This window comes from Actinocorallia herbida, from assembly GCF_003751225.1.
Classification (GTDB): domain Bacteria; phylum Actinomycetota; class Actinomycetes; order Streptosporangiales; family Streptosporangiaceae; genus Actinocorallia; species Actinocorallia herbida.
In genome coordinates this window covers 2,385,773-2,401,851 of the sequence record NZ_RJKE01000001.1, presented here as the reverse complement: position 1 = coordinate 2,401,851, position 16,079 = coordinate 2,385,773, and the positions used below count along the sequence as shown (strand labels likewise).

Annotated in this window: 12 protein-coding genes; 4 read left to right on the top strand and 8 right to left on the bottom strand. The window is 72.4% G+C overall.

Annotation, left to right across the window (positions count from 1 at the left end):
• Positions 1-108: 108 nt before the first annotated feature.
• From EDD29_RS11275 to EDD29_RS11265, 3 genes are all read right to left on the bottom strand, one after another.
• Positions 109-3,351 (bottom strand): acetyl-CoA carboxylase family protein, encoded by a 3,243-nt coding sequence (locus EDD29_RS11275; protein ID WP_123664345.1) that lies wholly within the window; start codon positions 3,349-3,351, stop codon positions 109-111.
• Between the two features lie 133 nt (positions 3,352-3,484).
• Entirely contained in the window at positions 3,485-3,832 is a 348-nt protein-coding gene (locus EDD29_RS11270) for a hypothetical protein (protein WP_148085924.1), read from the bottom strand.
• Between the two features lie 1,005 nt (positions 3,833-4,837).
• Positions 4,838-6,244: an alpha/beta hydrolase domain-containing protein gene (locus EDD29_RS11265; protein ID WP_123664343.1), complete on the bottom strand. Its 1,407-nt coding sequence runs from the start codon at positions 6,242-6,244 to the stop codon at positions 4,838-4,840.
• Positions 6,245-6,426: 182 nt separating this feature from the next.
• Between EDD29_RS11265 and EDD29_RS11260 the strand changes: the two genes are divergently transcribed.
• Positions 6,427-7,185 carry an SDR family NAD(P)-dependent oxidoreductase gene (locus EDD29_RS11260; RefSeq protein WP_123664342.1) on the top strand — a complete coding sequence of 253 codons (759 nt, stop codon included), beginning with the start codon at positions 6,427-6,429 and terminating at the stop codon, positions 7,183-7,185.
• 814 nt (positions 7,186-7,999) lie between these two features.
• Here EDD29_RS11260 and EDD29_RS11255 read toward each other — a convergent pair.
• Positions 8,000-8,929 carry a helix-turn-helix transcriptional regulator gene (locus EDD29_RS11255; protein ID WP_123664341.1) on the bottom strand — a complete coding sequence of 310 codons (930 nt, stop codon included), beginning with the start codon at positions 8,927-8,929 and terminating at the stop codon, positions 8,000-8,002.
• A gap of 176 nt (positions 8,930-9,105) precedes the next feature.
• Here EDD29_RS11255 and EDD29_RS11250 point away from each other — a divergent pair, with 176 nt between their 5' ends.
• Positions 9,106-9,798 (top strand): SDR family oxidoreductase, encoded by a 693-nt coding sequence (locus tag EDD29_RS11250; RefSeq protein ID WP_123664340.1) that lies wholly within the window; start codon positions 9,106-9,108, stop codon positions 9,796-9,798.
• 289 nt (positions 9,799-10,087) lie between these two features.
• Here EDD29_RS11250 and EDD29_RS11245 read toward each other — a convergent pair whose 3' ends face one another.
• From EDD29_RS11245 to EDD29_RS47650, 4 genes are all read right to left on the bottom strand, one after another.
• The gene (locus EDD29_RS11245; protein WP_123664339.1) at positions 10,088-11,128 is read right to left on the bottom strand and encodes a phosphotransferase family protein; all 1,041 of its coding nucleotides are present in this window, start codon (positions 11,126-11,128) and stop codon (positions 10,088-10,090) included.
• Complete coding sequence (locus EDD29_RS11240; RefSeq protein WP_123664338.1) at positions 11,128-12,453, bottom strand: acyl-CoA dehydrogenase family protein; 1,326 nt, start codon at positions 12,451-12,453, stop codon at positions 11,128-11,130. Before EDD29_RS11240 ends, EDD29_RS11245 begins: the two co-directional genes overlap by 1 nt.
• A 222-nt stretch (positions 12,454-12,675) precedes the next feature.
• Entirely contained in the window at positions 12,676-13,425 is a 750-nt protein-coding gene (locus EDD29_RS11235) for an SDR family NAD(P)-dependent oxidoreductase (RefSeq protein ID WP_123664337.1), read from the bottom strand.
• A gap of 471 nt (positions 13,426-13,896) precedes the next feature.
• Complete coding sequence (locus EDD29_RS47650) at positions 13,897-14,541, bottom strand: TetR/AcrR family transcriptional regulator (RefSeq protein WP_123664336.1); 645 nt, start codon at positions 14,539-14,541, stop codon at positions 13,897-13,899.
• 174 nt (positions 14,542-14,715) lie between these two features.
• Between EDD29_RS47650 and EDD29_RS11225 the strand changes: the two genes are divergently transcribed.
• Both EDD29_RS11225 and EDD29_RS11220 read left to right on the top strand, forming a co-directional pair.
• Positions 14,716-15,414 (top strand): TetR/AcrR family transcriptional regulator, encoded by a 699-nt coding sequence (locus EDD29_RS11225; protein WP_123664335.1) that lies wholly within the window; start codon positions 14,716-14,718, stop codon positions 15,412-15,414.
• Between the two features lie 262 nt (positions 15,415-15,676).
• Positions 15,677-15,973, top strand: coding sequence for a hypothetical protein (locus tag EDD29_RS11220; RefSeq protein WP_123664334.1), 297 nt, complete (start codon positions 15,677-15,679; stop codon positions 15,971-15,973).
• Positions 15,974-16,079: the final 106 nt, after the last annotated feature.

The following is a 16,079-nucleotide window of genomic DNA, read 5'->3' as shown; positions in this document are numbered from 1 at the left end:
ACACGAATCACACAAGATAACGACAGGGCCAAGTTTAGTGTCCGGCCGGGAAAGCCCCCGCCACCTCTGAGGATCTTCCCTGCTCAGCGCCATGATCACTGCTATTGATCACCACGTGTCGACCCCTGTGCGACGGGAAGGGTTCGCCCATCCGTCACGGACCTGGACGGGTGCGCCGAACAGCAGGGCGCCCAGCGCGGACCGGGTGTCCGCCGGATCGATCACCTCGTCGATCTCCAGATAGGAGGCCGTGTTGAGCGCGCTGCCCTGGGCGTAGGAGTAGGCGACCATCTCCTCGAAGGCGCGCTGCCGCTCGTCGGGATCGGCGATCGCGGCGAGGGCGTCCCGGGCGGCGAGGCGGACCGCGCCCTCCAGGTTCATGCCGCCGAACTCGCCCGTGGGCCACGAGAGCGTCGCGGACGTGTTGTGGAAGTGCCCGGCCGACATGGCCAGGGCGCCGAGGCCGTACGCCTTGCGCAGGACGACCATCGCCACCGGGATCGTCAGGTGGCCGCCGCGGACGAAGAGGCGGGGGAAATGCCGGACCGTGGCGGTCTTCTCGGCGTCGGGGCCGACCATGAACCCGGGCGTGTCGCACAGGGAGACGACGGGCAGGGCGAACGCGTCGCAGAGATCGAGGAACCGGGCGAGCTTGTCGGCCCCGTCGGCGTCGATCGCGCCGCCGAGGACCGCCGGGTCGTTGGCGATGAGGCCGACGGGACGGCCCTCGATCCGGGCCAGCGCGGTGATCGCGCACCTGCCGAAGGCGGCGCGCAGTTCCAGCACGGAAGCCGAGTCGCACAGGGTGGTGATCACGGACCGGACGTCATAGACGCGCTTGCGGTCCTCCGGGACGAGATGGCGAAGGAGCCGCTGGTCGGCGGTCTCGTAGGCGTCGACAGGCCCTTGGAAGTAGGACAGGTAGCGCTTGGCGACCGCGACGGCCTCCGCCTCGTCGGCGACGGCGACGTCCACGACGCCGTTGCGCGTCTGCACCTCGATCGGGCCGACCTCCTCGGGGGTGAAGACGCCGAGGCCGCCGCCCTCGATCATCGCCGGGCCGCCCATCCCGATCGTCGCGTCGCGGGTGGCGATGACGACGTCGCAGGTGCCGAGCAGGGCCGCGTTGCCCGCGAAGCACCTGCCCGCGGCGATCCCGACGGTCGGGACCACCCCGCTGAGCGCGCCCATCGCGGCGAAGGTCGGGAAGTGAAGGCCGGCGACCATGGGGGCGTCGGTGTCGCCGGGGCGTCCGCCGCCGCCTTCGGCGAAGAAGACGACGGGGTGGCGGCGTTCCCGGGCGAGCTTGAGCAACCTGTCGGTCTTCTGGTGGCCGTAGTAGCCCTGGGTGCCGGCAAGGACCGTGTAGTCGTAGGCGAGGACCGCGCACGTCGAGCGGTCGGGCGGGAACTCCTCGCCGTTGACCCTTCCAAGGCCGGTGATGATGCCGTCGGCGGGGGTGCGGGCCTGGAGGTCTTCCTCGCTTCTCTTAGCGCGCTGGGCGGCCACGGCCAGGCCGCCGTACTCGACGGTGAGCCCTTCGCCGTCGGTGAGGTCGGCGATGTTCTCCCGGGCCGTGCGCAGGCCGAGCCTGTGCCGTTTGGCGACGGCGTCGGGGCGGGCGTCGTCGTGCAGGAGCGCGCGGCGGGCGCGGAACGCGGCGAGGTCGGGGCGGACGGCGTCGAGGTCGATCTCGGCCGCCTGGCGTGCCTCGGGGCCGCCGGAGCCGTCCGGGTCGAGCAGGAGCAGCGGCTCGCCCTCGGCGACGACGTCGCCGACCTTGACGCGCGGCACCGCGACCGTTCCGCCGAAGGGGGCGGCCACGGGGTACTGCATCTTCATCGCCTCGACGATCACGAGGACGTCGCCCGCCCTGACCGTCCGGCCCGGCTCGGCCTCGACCGCGACGACGAGGCCCGCCACGGGGGCCGCCAGCGCGCGGTCGTCGGCGGGTTCGTGCGCGCGCGGGGCGTCGGCGGCCTCGGCGGCGAGGCCGGGCAGGACCCGGTCGAGCCAGCCGGTGTCGGCGCGGCCCTCCGCGACGTCGGGGTGGGCGAGGATCGCGGCCTGGAGCGCGAGGTTCGTCGCGGTCCCCTCGATCGCGGTCTCCGCGACGGCCTCGCGGGCGAGCCTCAGCGCGCCAGCGAACCCCGACGGGTCGTGGACGACGAGCTTGGCGAGCAGCGAGTCGAACCGGGGATCCACCTTCATCCCGACATGTCCGGTGGTCTCCACCCGGATTCCGGCGCCCCCGGCGGGCTCGAACCTCGTGAGCGTCCCGGCCGCGGGCGCGACGAGCCCATCGGGCCGGACCGTCTCGGCGTTGACCCGCACCTGGATCGCGCACCCGCGCGGCGCGCCGACGCCCGTCAGCCCCGCCTCCTCCAGCGACGCCCCCGCGGCCAGCCGGAACTGCGCGGCGACCAGGTCGATCCCCAGGACCTGCTCGGTGACGGTGTGCTCCACCTGGAGCCGCGGATTCACCTCGAGGAAGAAGAACCTCCCGTCGGGCAGCGCAAGGAACTCCACAGTGGCCAGCCCCCGCAAGCGCGCTTGTTCGGCGAGCCTTACGGCCGCGTCGAGCAGCTCAGCGCGCGCGCTTTCCGGCAGGACCCCACTCGGCGCCACCTCGAGGAGCTTCTGATGCCGCCGCTGCACGCTGCACTCCCGATCCCACAGGTGCGCGGCTCGCCCGGTCCCGTCCCCCGCGACCTGCGCCTCCACATGCCTGGCACCCTCGATGAGCAGCTCCGCGCACACCTCCCCCGAGCCGAACGCCGCAAGGGCCTCAGCGGAGGCGTCACGGTAGGCATGGGAGAGTCCTTCGCGCTCCCGCACGACCCGCATCCCTCGTCCGCCGCCTCCGGCGAGCGCCTTGACGACGACCCCTCCGCCTTCGACGGCCTGCCCGTCCCAGAACCCGTACAGCCCGTCCAGGTCGGTCGCCCCGTCCGTCCCGGGCGACACCGGCACCCCGGCCTCCCGCGCCGCCTCCCGCGCCCTCGCCTTGTCGCCGAACAGCTCGAGCACCCCGGCCGACGGCCCCACGAAGACCAGCCCGTTGTTCTCACACACCCGTGCGAACTCCGCGCTCTCCGCGAGGAACCCGTACCCCGGATGCACCGCGTCGGCGCCGCTCCTTCGCGCGGCCTCCACCAGCGCCCCCGCGTCCAGATACGCCGCGGCGCCCTCCCCCGGCAGCACCACGACCTCCTCGAACCGCCGCACATGCCCGCCCGCCTCCTCGTCCCGAGCGCGCACCCCCACCACCCCGATCCCCAGCCCTCGCGCCGCCCGCACCACCCGAGCCGCGACCTCCCCACGATTGGCGACCAGCACCTTCTCCACCACGGCTCCTCCTCAAGGACAGCGAACCCCCATCCTCACCACCCGGCTCCCCCCAGACCACCCTTCCCACCCGACCCAGTGCATCCGCCCAACACCCCGGACACCCGCCCGTGGGCGTCTTATGGGAGTTCGGCGGTCAGAAGAGGATCCCGTGCGGGAACAGGCCCGCTCCCGTGCTCAACTCGGCCGCAGCGTAGGGAGACACGCAGAAGACGCACAGAAGCAACCAGTACGGACCACGACGCCCGACGCGCAGCACCCGAAGGACACCCGGCACGGCCACCACCAGAAACCCGCCGAGAACCACCCGGAACACCGCGCGGACCATCACGGCGAACCCGAACCCGTCGTCCGTGAACGCCTTCGCGTCCAGGTCCGCGGGGCCGTCCGGCCGGTACGCGGCCCCGCGCACGATCGCGTTGGCGACCGCCAGAAGCAGCGCACCGGGCACACCTCCCGCGAGCCCGACGAGCCCGACCGGCACCCCGGCACCCCGGCACCCGAGAGCCGAACGACCCGGACGGCATACGCCGCCGCCAGACGACGCCCCCTATCCGCGGGCTGCGGGAACCCCGCCCCGCATCCCGCCGCACCCCAGCCCCCGAACAGCCCCGCACATAGGTTCCGCCCATTTGTATCCACTTTCATCCACCGAACACCCTTAATGTCCGAACATCCGAGCCACGTCAGGCACGCAAGCCAAGCCCCCAGCCGACCTCGAGGCGAGAAGTCGGCGGCGCCACGTCGACACGGAACCACCAGGACCCCTCGGGACGGGAACCCGACGGGCCGCGTCGGCACACGAGCCGACCCACCACGACACCTCCGGGCGCGAAGTCCCGGGCCGCCTCAAAACGGGAAACCGACAGGCCACGCCGAGCCTGAAACCGCCGAGCCACCCCAGAACGGGAAATCGACGGGCCACGCCGGACGCGCAAGCCGACCCGCCAGGCCACCTCAGGCCGGGAAGCCGAAAGCCACGTCGAAGCGGAAACCGCCGGGCCACCTCGGCGCGGGAAGCCCGGGTCGGTTCCCGGGCGGGAAGGCGTCGACCGCGCCGGACGCGCGATCCAGCCCGGCGGACCCGTCTCAGCAGGCCGGTGCGGGAGGCCGGTCGGACGGTGGTTCCGGGTCGACGACTCGCCACGTCCGGTTCGGCGGGCGGTCGGCGCTCGAGAGGATCCGCGGGGATGAGCGGCCGCGACGAGAGCCACGGCCCCCGGCGCGGGAAGCCCGGGTCGCCTCCGGGGCGGGAAGCCGACGGGAGAGGTCGGCACCACGCCTCGGCCACCAGGCCATCTCGGCCGGGCCGAAGACAAGCCCGGCCGGGTCAGGGGCGAACCCGGAGGGACGCGTCGGGGCAGGAGGTCAAAGGCCGCATCGGACCGCGTGAGCCGACCCGGCGGACGCGTCCGGCGCGCTGGGGCGGGGGGTGGTGCCGGGGCGACGACTCGTCGCGTGCGGTTCGGGGGCGGGAGGGCCGAGGGGATCAGCGGGGGTAGGCGGCTTCGGCCAGGGCTATGGCCTCGGTGTAGTCGGGCTCCAGGAGGAAGCCGTCTTCGAGGGAGCGGAGGGCGGCGGACTCGAAGTGCGCCAGGTAGTCGGGGAGACCGCCGGGGTAGCGGGTGGGCAGGCCGGGGAGGGGGTGGGTCGCGCCGAAGAGCAGAGCCGGGCCGATATCCCTCGTGTGAGGGAGGCCGGTGAGCAGCGAGATCGGCGAATCTACCCAGGGAGTTCGGACGCCGCCGCGGGCGATGCCGTCGTCATCGGTGCGGAGGGACAGGGTGCCGTCGGGCGCGCGGAGCGTGCCCAGCGGCATCGGCGAGCCGGGCGGGATGCCGTCGGTCGTCCAGCGGAGGAGGGAGGCGAGGGCGGCCTGGGCGACGTAGTGCTGTTGGGGACCTGAGTTGATGGGAGCGGGGAGTTGGGTGCCGAGCGGGGTGTCGGTGGGGGCCAGGAGGGCCGCGAGGTCGGCCGGGGCGAGCGTGCCGGAGTCACGGAACGAGGCGGAGAGCGTGTAGGTGTCGGCGTGCGCGGCGCCCGCGATCTCCCAGACGCGCAGGCGGCCGTCGTGGGGCTGGCGGGAGCGGACGGCGTCGAGAAGCCCGAAGACGTCGGTCTCGCTCTGCACGATGAGGATCGGGGCGCGGCCGTCGGTGCGCACCCGGGCGGGGACCTGTTCCGGCTCCAGGCGCGAACCCGTCGTCAGGCCGGAGGGAAGTCCGGGCCTTCCGTGCAGGAAGTAGCCGTCATAGACCGGGTGCAGGGGCGCGACCGCGTTGAGATGGGTCACGAGGCAGGCCGCCGACTGGGATTGGCCCGCCGCGAGCAGGGTGCGCACACCGGGCAGGCCGAGCGCCTCGGCCGTCACCCGCTCGCGCAGCAGCGCGCCGAGCGCCGTGAAGATCGCGTAGGAGTGGGGGTTTCCGGGATGGGCCAGGGCGGCGTAGCGCTCGGGGTCGCTGTCCTTGAGCGGCGGCAGAGTGATCGACTTGAACGCGCCGGAGCGGGAGGCGAACAGGGACCCGCCGTGGATCCCGTCGGCCTGGGCGCTCACCCCTACCCAGGCGTGCCCGGAACGCAGCAGGTGCCGATGCGCGGTGAGCCAGACCGCCGGGGTGTCGGCGCCGGAGGAGGTGTTCAGCCATTCCACCACCACGGTGCCGTCGAACGCGGCGGGATCCGCAGGGCGGTAGACGACGATCCGGGTCGTGTAAGGCGCCTCGCCCGCCTCGCGCGCGGTCCACAGCCCGTCGGCTTCGACGGGTCCCGCGTGCTCGTACCTCGCCGCCGTGCCGGAGACGAAGTACTCGTCGGCGGTATAGCCGTGCTCACCGAGGTCGAAGAAGGTCGAGATGAGGCCCGGCCTGCCGGTCAGCCGCTCCGTGACGCGCAAAAGTCCTCCAGCCGGGCCGCGCTCAACAGGGGGAGACCTTGCATAACACGCGCTCCGCGCGGCCAGCCAGGGCCCGGCGTGAACGGACCCTTGTCAGAACTGGATTCTTGGCTGGCAAGAATTATATTCTCAGAAGAAAGAACGATGGTTCGAGGCGCGGGGGCGCCGGGAAAGGAAGAACGATGGGCTACGCGGACGGGTTGTTCGATCTGACCGGACGGGTCGTGCTGGTCACCGGAGGCAGCCGGGGCCTCGGCAGGGAGATGGCGTTCGCCGCCGCGCGCTGCGGCGCCGACCTCGTGGTCGCCAGCCGCGACGGCGAGGCGTGCGCGGCGGTCGCGAAGGAGATCGAGAAGGAGACGGGCCGCAGCGTGCTTCCCCACGCCGTCCACATCGGCCGGTGGGATCAGCTCCCGGGCCTGGTGGACGCGGTGTACGCGCGGTTCGGCAGGCTGGACGCGCTCATCAACAACGCGGGCATGTCGCCGCTGTACGACAGCCTGGATTCCGTCAGCGAGAAGCTGTTCGACGCCGTGGTGAACCTCAACCTGAAGGGCCCCTTCCGCCTGTCCGTCCTCGCCGGGGAGCGGATGCGCGAGACGGGCGGCGCGATCCTCAACATCAGCTCGACCGGCTCCATCCGCCCCCGCCCCGGCATCCTCCCCTACGCCGCCGCGAAGGCCGGCCTGAACGCCCTCACCGAGGGCCTGGCCCATGCCTTCGGCCCCAAGGTCCGCGTCAACACCCTCATGTCCGGCCCCTTCGCCACCGGCGCGACCGCCGGCTGGGACGACGCCGGCCTCTCCGAGGGCGTCAAACCCCACGCCCTCCAGCGCATCGGCCGCCCATCCGAAATCACCGGCGCGGCCCTCTACCTCATCTCCGACGCCTCCTCCTACACCACCGGCGCCACCCTCCGCGTAGACGGCGGCATGCCCTGACCCACGGCCCGCCCCCGGCCCCCGGCCCCGAAGACCGGCCATTCCCAGGGCCCACGACAGAGACTCCAGGGCCCGCACCCCACGTCACCCCGGCTCCCGGCACCCCGCCGGACCCCTCCGCGAGAGCCCCCGGCGCGCCGACGACCGGGGCTCCCGCAGAGGGGAGCCCCTCCTCGAGCCGTTTCCCCCGGAGCCGCGCCTCCCGCCTCCCGGCTCCCGGCTCCCGGCTCCCGGCTCCCGGCTCCCGGCTCCCGGAACACGGACGCGGAGAGCAAGAGGCGCGGACCCGCGCCCGACCCGTGGACACGGGGTTGCGCGTGCGCTCGGCGGACATGTCCGGCGGCTCTGAGAGAGGCCCCCGAGTCGCGGCGGCTCGGGGCGTACGTCGGGCGGTCCCTGTGTTCCGGGTGCGGTAGACGGTGGAGTGCCCACCAGGCACGGTGAGAGCGCCTGCGACGGCCCGTGCTCCGGGTGCGGTAGACGGTGGAGTGCCCACCAGGCACGGTGAGAGCGCCTGTGACGGCCTGTGTTCCGGGTGCGGTAGACGGGGCGGGGGAAATCCCAAGTCGGCGGCGACGGCAGGGGCTCCCAGGTCGCGCGTCCTGGTGTTCTGGGCGCGGGCGGAGGGTCGAGGGGGGAGAAGCCCCGGGAGGGGGCCGGGATCAGGTGCTTCACCTGCGAAGTGCACTTTCCCTCGCAGTCGACAGGGCCTCAGCACGTCCTGTCGTTGCAGGTCAAGGTAGGTCAAGTAGGTCAACGGCGCTCTTCGTGGTGCTGATCGATCCCCGGACCGCCACCTCATGAACGCGTGAGGTCAGCGGGGCGGGCGGATCGGCTCCGTAGGTGAGGTCTGCGGTGCCGTCCAACTGGCGAGGAGTTTGAGGCGGTCCTCCGAGACGGTGCCGGGCTCGGCCGTGTAGATGATCAGGTCGTGGACGGCCCCTTGCGGCAGGGGCAGGCTCAGGTCGCGGAAGGTCATCTCCAGACGGCCGACTTCGGGATGGTTCAGCCGCTTGACGCCTTCGTGACGGATCCGGACGTCGTGGCCGGCCCACAGGGTGCGGAAGTCGGGGCTCAGCGTGGACAGCTCGCCAACGAGCTCGCGCAGGGCCCGGTCGTGAGGTTCACGTCCGGCTTCGGCGCGGAGCACTGCGACCGTGGCCCTCGCGCCTTCCTCCCAGTCGACGAAGAAGTCGGCGGAGCCGGGGTCGAGAAAGAGGTAACGGGGGAAATTGGCGCGGCCCCGGTCGGCGGTGGTGCCGCTGTCGAACATCGGCGAGTACAGGGCCCTGCACAGCGCGTTGCTCGCGATGATGTCCAAAGGGCCGCTGCGTACGAAGGCGGGAGCCATGGTCATGGAGTCCACCATCCATTGGACGGGGGACGGGATCTTGACGCCCTCGCGGCGGTGCGACCTGCGGCGAGCGCGACGAGCCGCTCTGGCCAGATCGAGCAGGTAGGTGCGCTCGTCCTCATTGAGGAGCAAGGCCTGCGCGACCGCTTCCAGCACGTCCTCGGAGACGCCGCCGATGTGGCCCTTCTCCAGCCGTGTGTACCACTCGGTGCTCACACCGGCGAGGGCCGCGACCTCCTCGCGCCGTAGTCCCGGAACCCGGCGGCGCCGGCCGGTGGGCAGCCCGACCCGCTCCGGGGAGAGCTTGGCGCGCCGGCTGATGAGGAAGTCGCGGATCTCCGAACGGTTGTCGGTGGGATCACCGGTGCGGTCTTCGGACGGAGGTTCCATTCGCCCACGGTACCCATGGTCCGGCCGACAGAGAGAGGTCGCGTTCATACCCCCCATAAACGCGGCCTTCCCCGCCTCTGACGGCACCGGTTTCCTGGGGTCGGCGGACTTGACCGGCATTCCTTCATCGCGGGCCGCCGTCCGCCGTCCCCCATCCACACCTCAGGAGCATGACCATGACCAGCAAGACCGTACTGATCACCGGCGCGACCAGCGGTATCGGCGCCCACACCGCGCAGTTGCTCCTCGACCGCGGCCACCGTGTGGTGGTCACCGGCCGCAACGAGAGCAAGCTGAAGACTTTCCTCGACGAGGCCGGCCACCCCGACCGGCTCCTGGGCCTGGTCGCGGACGCGGCGGACTGGCAGGCCACCGAGTCGGCCGTGGCCCGCGCCGTGGAGCATTTCGGTGCCCTTGACGCGGCGGTGGCCAACGCCGGATTCATGTCCGGCGGCTCCATCGGGACCGGCGACCCGACGCTGTGGTCGCCCATGATCCTCACCAACGTCCTCGGCCCCGCCCTGCTGGCCCATGCCGCCCTGCCCCATCTTGAGGCCACCGGTGGGCGGCTGGTGCTCATCGGCAGCGTCGCCGGGCTGAAGAACTCTCCCGCCAATCTCTACTCGGCCACCAAGTGGGCCACCACCGGGCTCGCCGAGAACCTGCGCCTGCACGCCACGACCCGCGGCATCGGTGTCACTCTGGTCAACCCCGGTATGATCGACACGCCCTTCTGGCAGGGCGCAGACGTTCCCCCCTTCGCCCTGACTCCCCAGCCCATCGCCGAGGCCATCTGCTTCGCCCTCGACCAGCCGGCGGGCGTGGACCTCAACACCCTGACCATCCGGCCCATGGGCCAGCCCGTCTGACCACGCTCGGTCGGCGAACCACGCCGCTCACTCCCTCGGAACGGGAACGTGCGGCCATGACACCTCGCTGTGCCTCGTGTTCCCTGATCGGCTCAGTGGCGTGCGAACAAGCGCGGAGATGCGGGCCGAGGGCCTGGCGCGGGCGCTGTTCCCTGTCGGACGGAAGGCGTGGGAACCTCCACCGGACCGGAACACGCCCGCGCGGCTCACGCCCCGCAGAACCCCGCACCACAGGGCTACCGGACGACTTTGCCGGAGCCCTGTGAGAGCCGGGGCTTCTCGGGTGGGGTCAGGTGGAGATCTCCTGGGCGGCTTTCTGCCAGAGCCAGGAGGCGTAGTCGTGGATGCCCTCACCCATGGCGCGGTCCAGTTGGCCGGTGAGGGCGCGGACATAGGTGCCCTCCAGGAGGGCGGCGAGGCGGAAGCAGGCGAGGACCTGGAACCAGCGGAAGTGGGTGGTGTCGCGGCCGGTGAGGGAGGCGTAGTGGTCGACGAGTTCGGCGCGGGAGGGCATGCCGTCCCAGGGACTCAGGTAGGGGTCGCTGCCGGGCGGGTCGCCCTTCTCGCGCCAGGCGGTGAGGATCCAGGCGAGGTCGAGGAGCGGGTCGCCGAGGCCGGCCATCTCCCAGTCGACGATCGCGGCCAGGCCCGGGGTCTCGTGGGTGAACATGACGTTGGCGAACTGGAGGTCGCCGTGCACGATGCCGATCCGGAAGTCCGGCGGGCGGTTCGCCTCGAGCCACGCGCTGACGGGGACGACGTGCGGAGACTCCGTCGCGCGGTACTCCTCGGTGTCCCGGTAGCCCTGGAGCATCTTGAGGTACCGGGCGGTCTGGCGCTCCAGCCAGTTGTCGGTCTTGCTCAGGTCGCCGAGGCCGATCGCGTACGGGTCGAGGGAGGCCAGCTTGGCCGCGCCCTCGACCAGGGCGAGCGCGGACGCGCGCCGCCAGGACGGGTCGGTGCCGTACCGGCCGGGCAGCTCGCCCTTCGGGGTGAACCCCTCGATCTTCTCCAGGACGGAGAAGGGCGCGCCGATCACGTCGTCGTCAGGGTGACTCGCGTACAGGCGGGGGTGCGGCACGCCGGTCCCGGCGAGCGCGGTGAGGACGCGGCTCTCGCGGGTGAAGGCCGCCGAGGCGCCTTCGCGCAGGTGCCTCCCCGGGCGGCGCAGGACGAGTTCGGTGCCGTCGGCGCGGCGGATCGTGAACAGCAGGTTCTGCGCGCCGCCGCGGAGCCGGACCGCCTCCTCGACCGGTCCGGATCCGGGCAGCCCGGCGAGCCCCGGCCAGGCGTTCAGCGCGGCGAGGTCGAGCGTGGGCTTCTCGCTCATCAGGAGGTCTCCTTCTGCTTCTCGGCGGCCGCCGCGAGCTTCGCCCGCGCCGCCGCGACCTTGGTGGGCAGGTGCTCGGAGCCGAACAGGCCGTCCTCGGCCGGCACGGCGTCGCGCAGCAGCAGCTTGGCGACGACGTCCTTGTGCGCCTCGGTCGGGCCGTCGGCGATGCCCAGGGTCGGGCCCATCTGCCACATCCGCATGAGCGGCAGCTCGTTGGAGACGCCCAGCGCGCCGTGCAGGTGCATCACCTTGTAGACGACGTCTACGAGCGTCCCCGGCGTCGCCGCCTTGACCGCCGAGATGTGCAGCCGTGCCGCGCGGACGTGCTCGGGGTCCTTGGTCTCGCGGGAGCGGTCGACCTGCCATGCGGCGTGCAGCACCTGGAGGCGGAACTGCTCGACCGCGATCCACACCTCGGCGAGCGACTGCCGGACCGACTGCTGGTCGGCGAGGGGGCCGCCGCGCGTCGTGCGGCTGAGGATCCGCTCGGTCATCATCTCCATCGCGCGCTTGAGCACGCCGACCGAGCGCATCGCGTGGTGCAGCCGCCCGCCGCCGAGCCGGGTCTGCGCGATGGCGAACGCGGTGCCCGGCTCGCCGAGCAGGTTCTCCAGCGGCACCCGGCAGTCGGTGAACCGCAGGTACCCGTGGACGCCCTCGCCGAGCGGCTCACCGAACAGGCCGGTGCCGCGGACCATCTCCATGCCGGGGGTGCCGCGCGGGATGATGAACATCGACGTGCCCTTGTGCACGGCGACGTCCGGGTCGGTGATGACCATGGCGATGACGAACGCGGCGTGCGGGTAGTTGGACGCGAACCACTTCTCGCCGTTGATGACCCAGCCGTCCTCGTCGCGGACGGCCCGGCAGCTGAAGCCGCCGGGGTCGGCTCCGCCGGTCGGCTCGGTCATCGCGTAGGTGGAGACGATCCTTCCGTCGAGCAGGGGCTCCAGGTACAGGCGGCGCTGCTCCTCGTTGCCGTAGTGCGCGAGGATCTCGGCGTTGCCGGAGTCGGGCGCCTGGGTCCCGAACACCATCGGCGCCCACTGCGACCTGCCGAGGATCTCGTTCAGCAGTGCCAGGCGCACCTGCCCCATGCCCATCCCGCCGAGCTCCGGCGCCAGGTGCGCGGCCCACAGCCCCCGCTCCTTCACCCGCTGCTGGAGCGGCCTGACGGTCTCCTTGAAGACCTCGCTCTCCCGGTCGTACGGTTCGTGGTTCCCCGGGTGCAGCAGGTCGAGCGGCTCGACCTCCTCCCGGACGAACTCCGCGACCCAGTCCAGCTCCGCCTGAAATCCCGGATCAGTACTGAAATCCCACATCCGGCACTACCTCCTCAACTCAATCAGAACGCCCTTCGTAAGCTAGCAGAACGTCATTCTCGAATCTAGGAATGCTTGTTGACGTGAAGGGAGAACCCAACGGAAACCAGCCACCCCACCCGGGCCTCCCGCCTGAACCCCCACAGGGAGTCCGCCACCCCGGTCCCCGAACCACACGAACCCCACCGAACCCACCCGCAGGCGAACCGCGCACCGCGCGACTCACCGCCCGAGGACCGCGCCGCCGTTGAGCCCGATGACCTGCCCCGTCAGATACCCCGCCCCGGGCGAGGCCAGGTACGACACCGCGGCCGCGACGTCGTCCGGCGTCCCCGCCCGCCCGACCAGCGTGTCCGCGACCTTCGCCGCGTGGAATTCCGGAGACCACCGCTCCCCGAAGATCTCCGTGTCCTCGACGTACCCCGGGGCCAGCACGTTGACCGTCACCCCGTCCGGGCCGAGTTCCCGTGCCAGCCCGAGCGCCCACCCGTGCAACGCCGCCTTGGCCGCCGCGTACGGCCCGCCCGAGTACTCGCCCGAGCCCCCGCGCTGTGCCGCCGTGGAGCTGATGAACACGACCCTGCCTCCGGGACGGGCCAGCAGCGGCGTCAGCGCACTCGTGAGCAGCACCGCGGTCATCAGGTTCGCGTCGAGGTCCCGCCGCCACGCCTCCGCCAGCTCCGCCAGATCCCCGGACGCGACCCGCCGAGCGATCGCCCCCGCGTTGTTCACCAGCACGTCGACCTGCCCGAGCGCCCCCACCTCCCCGGCCAGACGCGCGACCTCCTCGGGAGACGTGAGATCGGCCGCCACCGGCACGACCCCATCGCCGAGCTCGGCGGCCGCCCGGCGCAGCACCTCCGTCCGCCGCCCGACGACGACCACCCGGCACCCGTCCGCGAGAAGCCTTCCCGCGATCGCCCGCCCGATCCCGGTGCCCCCGCCCGACACCACGGCGACCCGCCCGCCCATGCCCTCCCCCTCCCCCACCCGAGAAACCAAGCGTGGCACCCCGGCCGACGACCACACCCCCACCCGACCACTACGGGCCACCCACCCACACCCCGCATGGCCGACGACGCCCCTCCCGAGCCGCTCCGGGCAGGCCGGACGGGCCTTCCACCGCCCCCTCGAACAGCGCCAAAGCCGCGTTCCGAATCAGGCGGGCATCCCATCTCGGGGCACGAACATCAGGGCCGGAGCGCAGACCAGGCGGACGGCGCGTGACGACGGCGAGGATCAGGGGCGGCCACGCCGGCAGCCCGGCAGGCGGACCGGGCCGGACACCCGCGCCGACCGTGAGTGCGGGCGGCCGCCGGGCGTCGGCCCGGGTCGGCGCGGGCCCCGCCGCGCACGTGGACACCCGGGGTGACGCCGACCGGCGCCCGCACGCGGGCCGGGACCGCGACGGACGGGGACGTCGGGGTGATGTGCCGGGGTGGGTCAGGTGGCGGGGGTGGCGCCGGTGAGGAGGAAGGAGACGAGGGCTTCGGTCTCGGGGGTGGAGGGGAGGTCGCCCTTGAAGAGGTAATAGTGGAGGGTGCCTACGGTAGCCGAGGCGATGGTACGGGCGGCGGACGCCGGGGCCGGGGAGGCCAGGGCGGTGAGGGGCCCGGCGAAGACGTCGGCGAGGTCCTCGACGAGGCGGACCGAGACGTGGACGCTGCCCGGGGACATGCTGAGGGAGTTGCCGAGGACGGCCCGGGTCTGGCGGGCCAGGGCGGCGTCCGAGACCTGCTTGAGCACGGCGAGCACACCCGCCCGGATCGCCTCGACGGGGTCGGTCTCGGCGGCGACGCGGCGTGCCACGTAGGCCGTCAGGGTGCGCGCGCCCCGGTCGACGATCGCCTCGACCAGGGCTTCCTTGCCGGAGAAGTACCGGTAGAAGGCGTCGTTCGACAACCCTGCCGCGGCGACGATGTCGGCGACGCGCGGGCCCCGCCCGTCGCCCCGCTCGACCATGAGCGCGAGGCCGGCGTCCATCAGCGCCCGCACGTCGGCGGCGGCCGCCTCCTCCAGTCCGGCGAGGCGGCGGCGGACGGCGCGTTCGGCGGGGCTCAGGCGCGCGTCGGCGTGCGGGGAGGACATGGCGGCATCCTAATGCGGCGAATATGCCCCTGTGCGGCCGTCTCGGCCCCGCGCCGCAGCCGACGCGCTCGAGCACCCGCCCACCGGTGCGGGGTCGCTAGGGTGGTGGCATGACGAAGAGACCGGCCGCCCTGCCTTCGCCGCGCCCGCTTCCGGACGCGAAGGCCTGCTGACGTGGCCAATCTGCGCGCCGCCCAGAAGGAGATGACGCGCCGCCGTCTCCTCACCAAGGCGCTGGAACTCTTCGACGACAAGGGCTACGCCGCGACGACCGTCGAGGACATCGCAAGCGCGGCCGGCACCACAAAGGTCACCTTTTATGCCCATTTCGCCTCCCGCAGTGACCTCATGCGCGCCCTCATCGGGCAGCTGAACGAGATCCTGCGCCGCGCGGGCACCGCCGACGGCTACGCCTCGCGCTCGGAGGAGCTGGTCACCGCGGTCCGTGACGGCTCCCGCGAGGGCATCGCCAACTGGCTGCTCGACTCCGCGGCCCGCTGGCCGGAGATCAAGCCCTACATCACCTCGGCCCTGGACGCCGCCGTGATCGACCCGGACCTGCGCGACCTCGTCGACGAGTGGTTCGAGGAGGTCATCGACGACATCGCCACCGGCCTCGACCAGGCCGGCCGCTTCGATCCGGACACCCGGCGCGTCCGCGGCGTTCTAGCCTTCAACCAGCTCGACGCGCTGGCCCGCCGCTGGATGCGCCGCGGCTGGGACAGCGACGGCGACCTCGCCCTCGACGTCCTCATCTCCAGCTGGATGCACCTCCTCGCCGAAGGCGCCGACGCCCCGCCCCTGGCCCAGCGGTGGCGTGCCGACCTCGGCATCCCCACGCTCACCCTCACCGACTACCGCGCCGACTTCTAGTCCTTCGGCCCGGCCTCGAAAGGCCACCCCCCGCCCGCCGGACGGTTCCGGACAGGGGCCTCCGGTCGTCCGTCCAGTGCCCGGCGGCTCGTGCGGAACGAATCGGCCAAAATTATCAGCACTGAGCGATCATTCAATTGCAGGCAGTGACAATACCCTTGCCATGCAGGCCATATGCCGCCATGTCGCCAATGCCGGAAACTTCTCCCAAGTCACTCTTTGTGACGCCACCTATCCACTCCGGATCTAGGGAGAAACCCCTATGCGCAGCTCGATGAGGCGCCTCGCGATCGGCGCGGCCACCGCCGCGCTGGCCACCGCCGGCCTGATCGGCATCACCGGGGCGCCCGCCGCGGCGACCTCGCAGGACTGCACGACCTACCTCTCCTCCCAGGGAGCCACCAACACCGTGCGGTCGCTCGTCTGCACCACCACCGCCGCGCTCGCCGGAACCGTCGGCTCCGAGTACGCCCAGACCCTCTGCGAGGGCCTGATGACCGCCACGGGCCTCTCGCCCCTGACCGGCACCGAGGCCTGCGCCCGCGCCGTCCAGTCCTGACCGCCGCGGTCACGGGAACGGCCGCGCCGTCCGGTTCCGCGACCCTCCGATCCGCGCCCCGAGGCCGCCGCCTCGGGGCGCGGCCCCGTCCCGGCCTCCGGCCTCC

Coding starts and splice junctions, on each gene's coding strand:
- EDD29_RS11255 (WP_123664341.1), bottom strand. CDS start 8,929: ATGGAACCTCCGTCCGAAGACCGCACCGGTGATCCCACCGACAACCGT.
- EDD29_RS11245 (WP_123664339.1), bottom strand. CDS start 11,128: ATGAGCGAGAAGCCCACGCTCGACCTCGCCGCGCTGAACGCCTGGCCG.
- EDD29_RS11260 (WP_123664342.1), top strand. CDS start 6,427: ATGGGCTACGCGGACGGGTTGTTCGATCTGACCGGACGGGTCGTGCTG.
- EDD29_RS11220 (WP_123664334.1), top strand. CDS start 15,677: ATGCGCAGCTCGATGAGGCGCCTCGCGATCGGCGCGGCCACCGCCGCG.
- EDD29_RS11235 (WP_123664337.1), bottom strand. CDS start 13,425: ATGGGCGGGCGGGTCGCCGTGGTGTCGGGCGGGGGCACCGGGATCGGG.
- EDD29_RS47650 (WP_123664336.1), bottom strand. CDS start 14,541: ATGTCCTCCCCGCACGCCGACGCGCGCCTGAGCCCCGCCGAACGCGCC.
- EDD29_RS11250 (WP_123664340.1), top strand. CDS start 9,106: ATGACCAGCAAGACCGTACTGATCACCGGCGCGACCAGCGGTATCGGC.
- EDD29_RS11240 (WP_123664338.1), bottom strand. CDS start 12,453: ATGTGGGATTTCAGTACTGATCCGGGATTTCAGGCGGAGCTGGACTGG.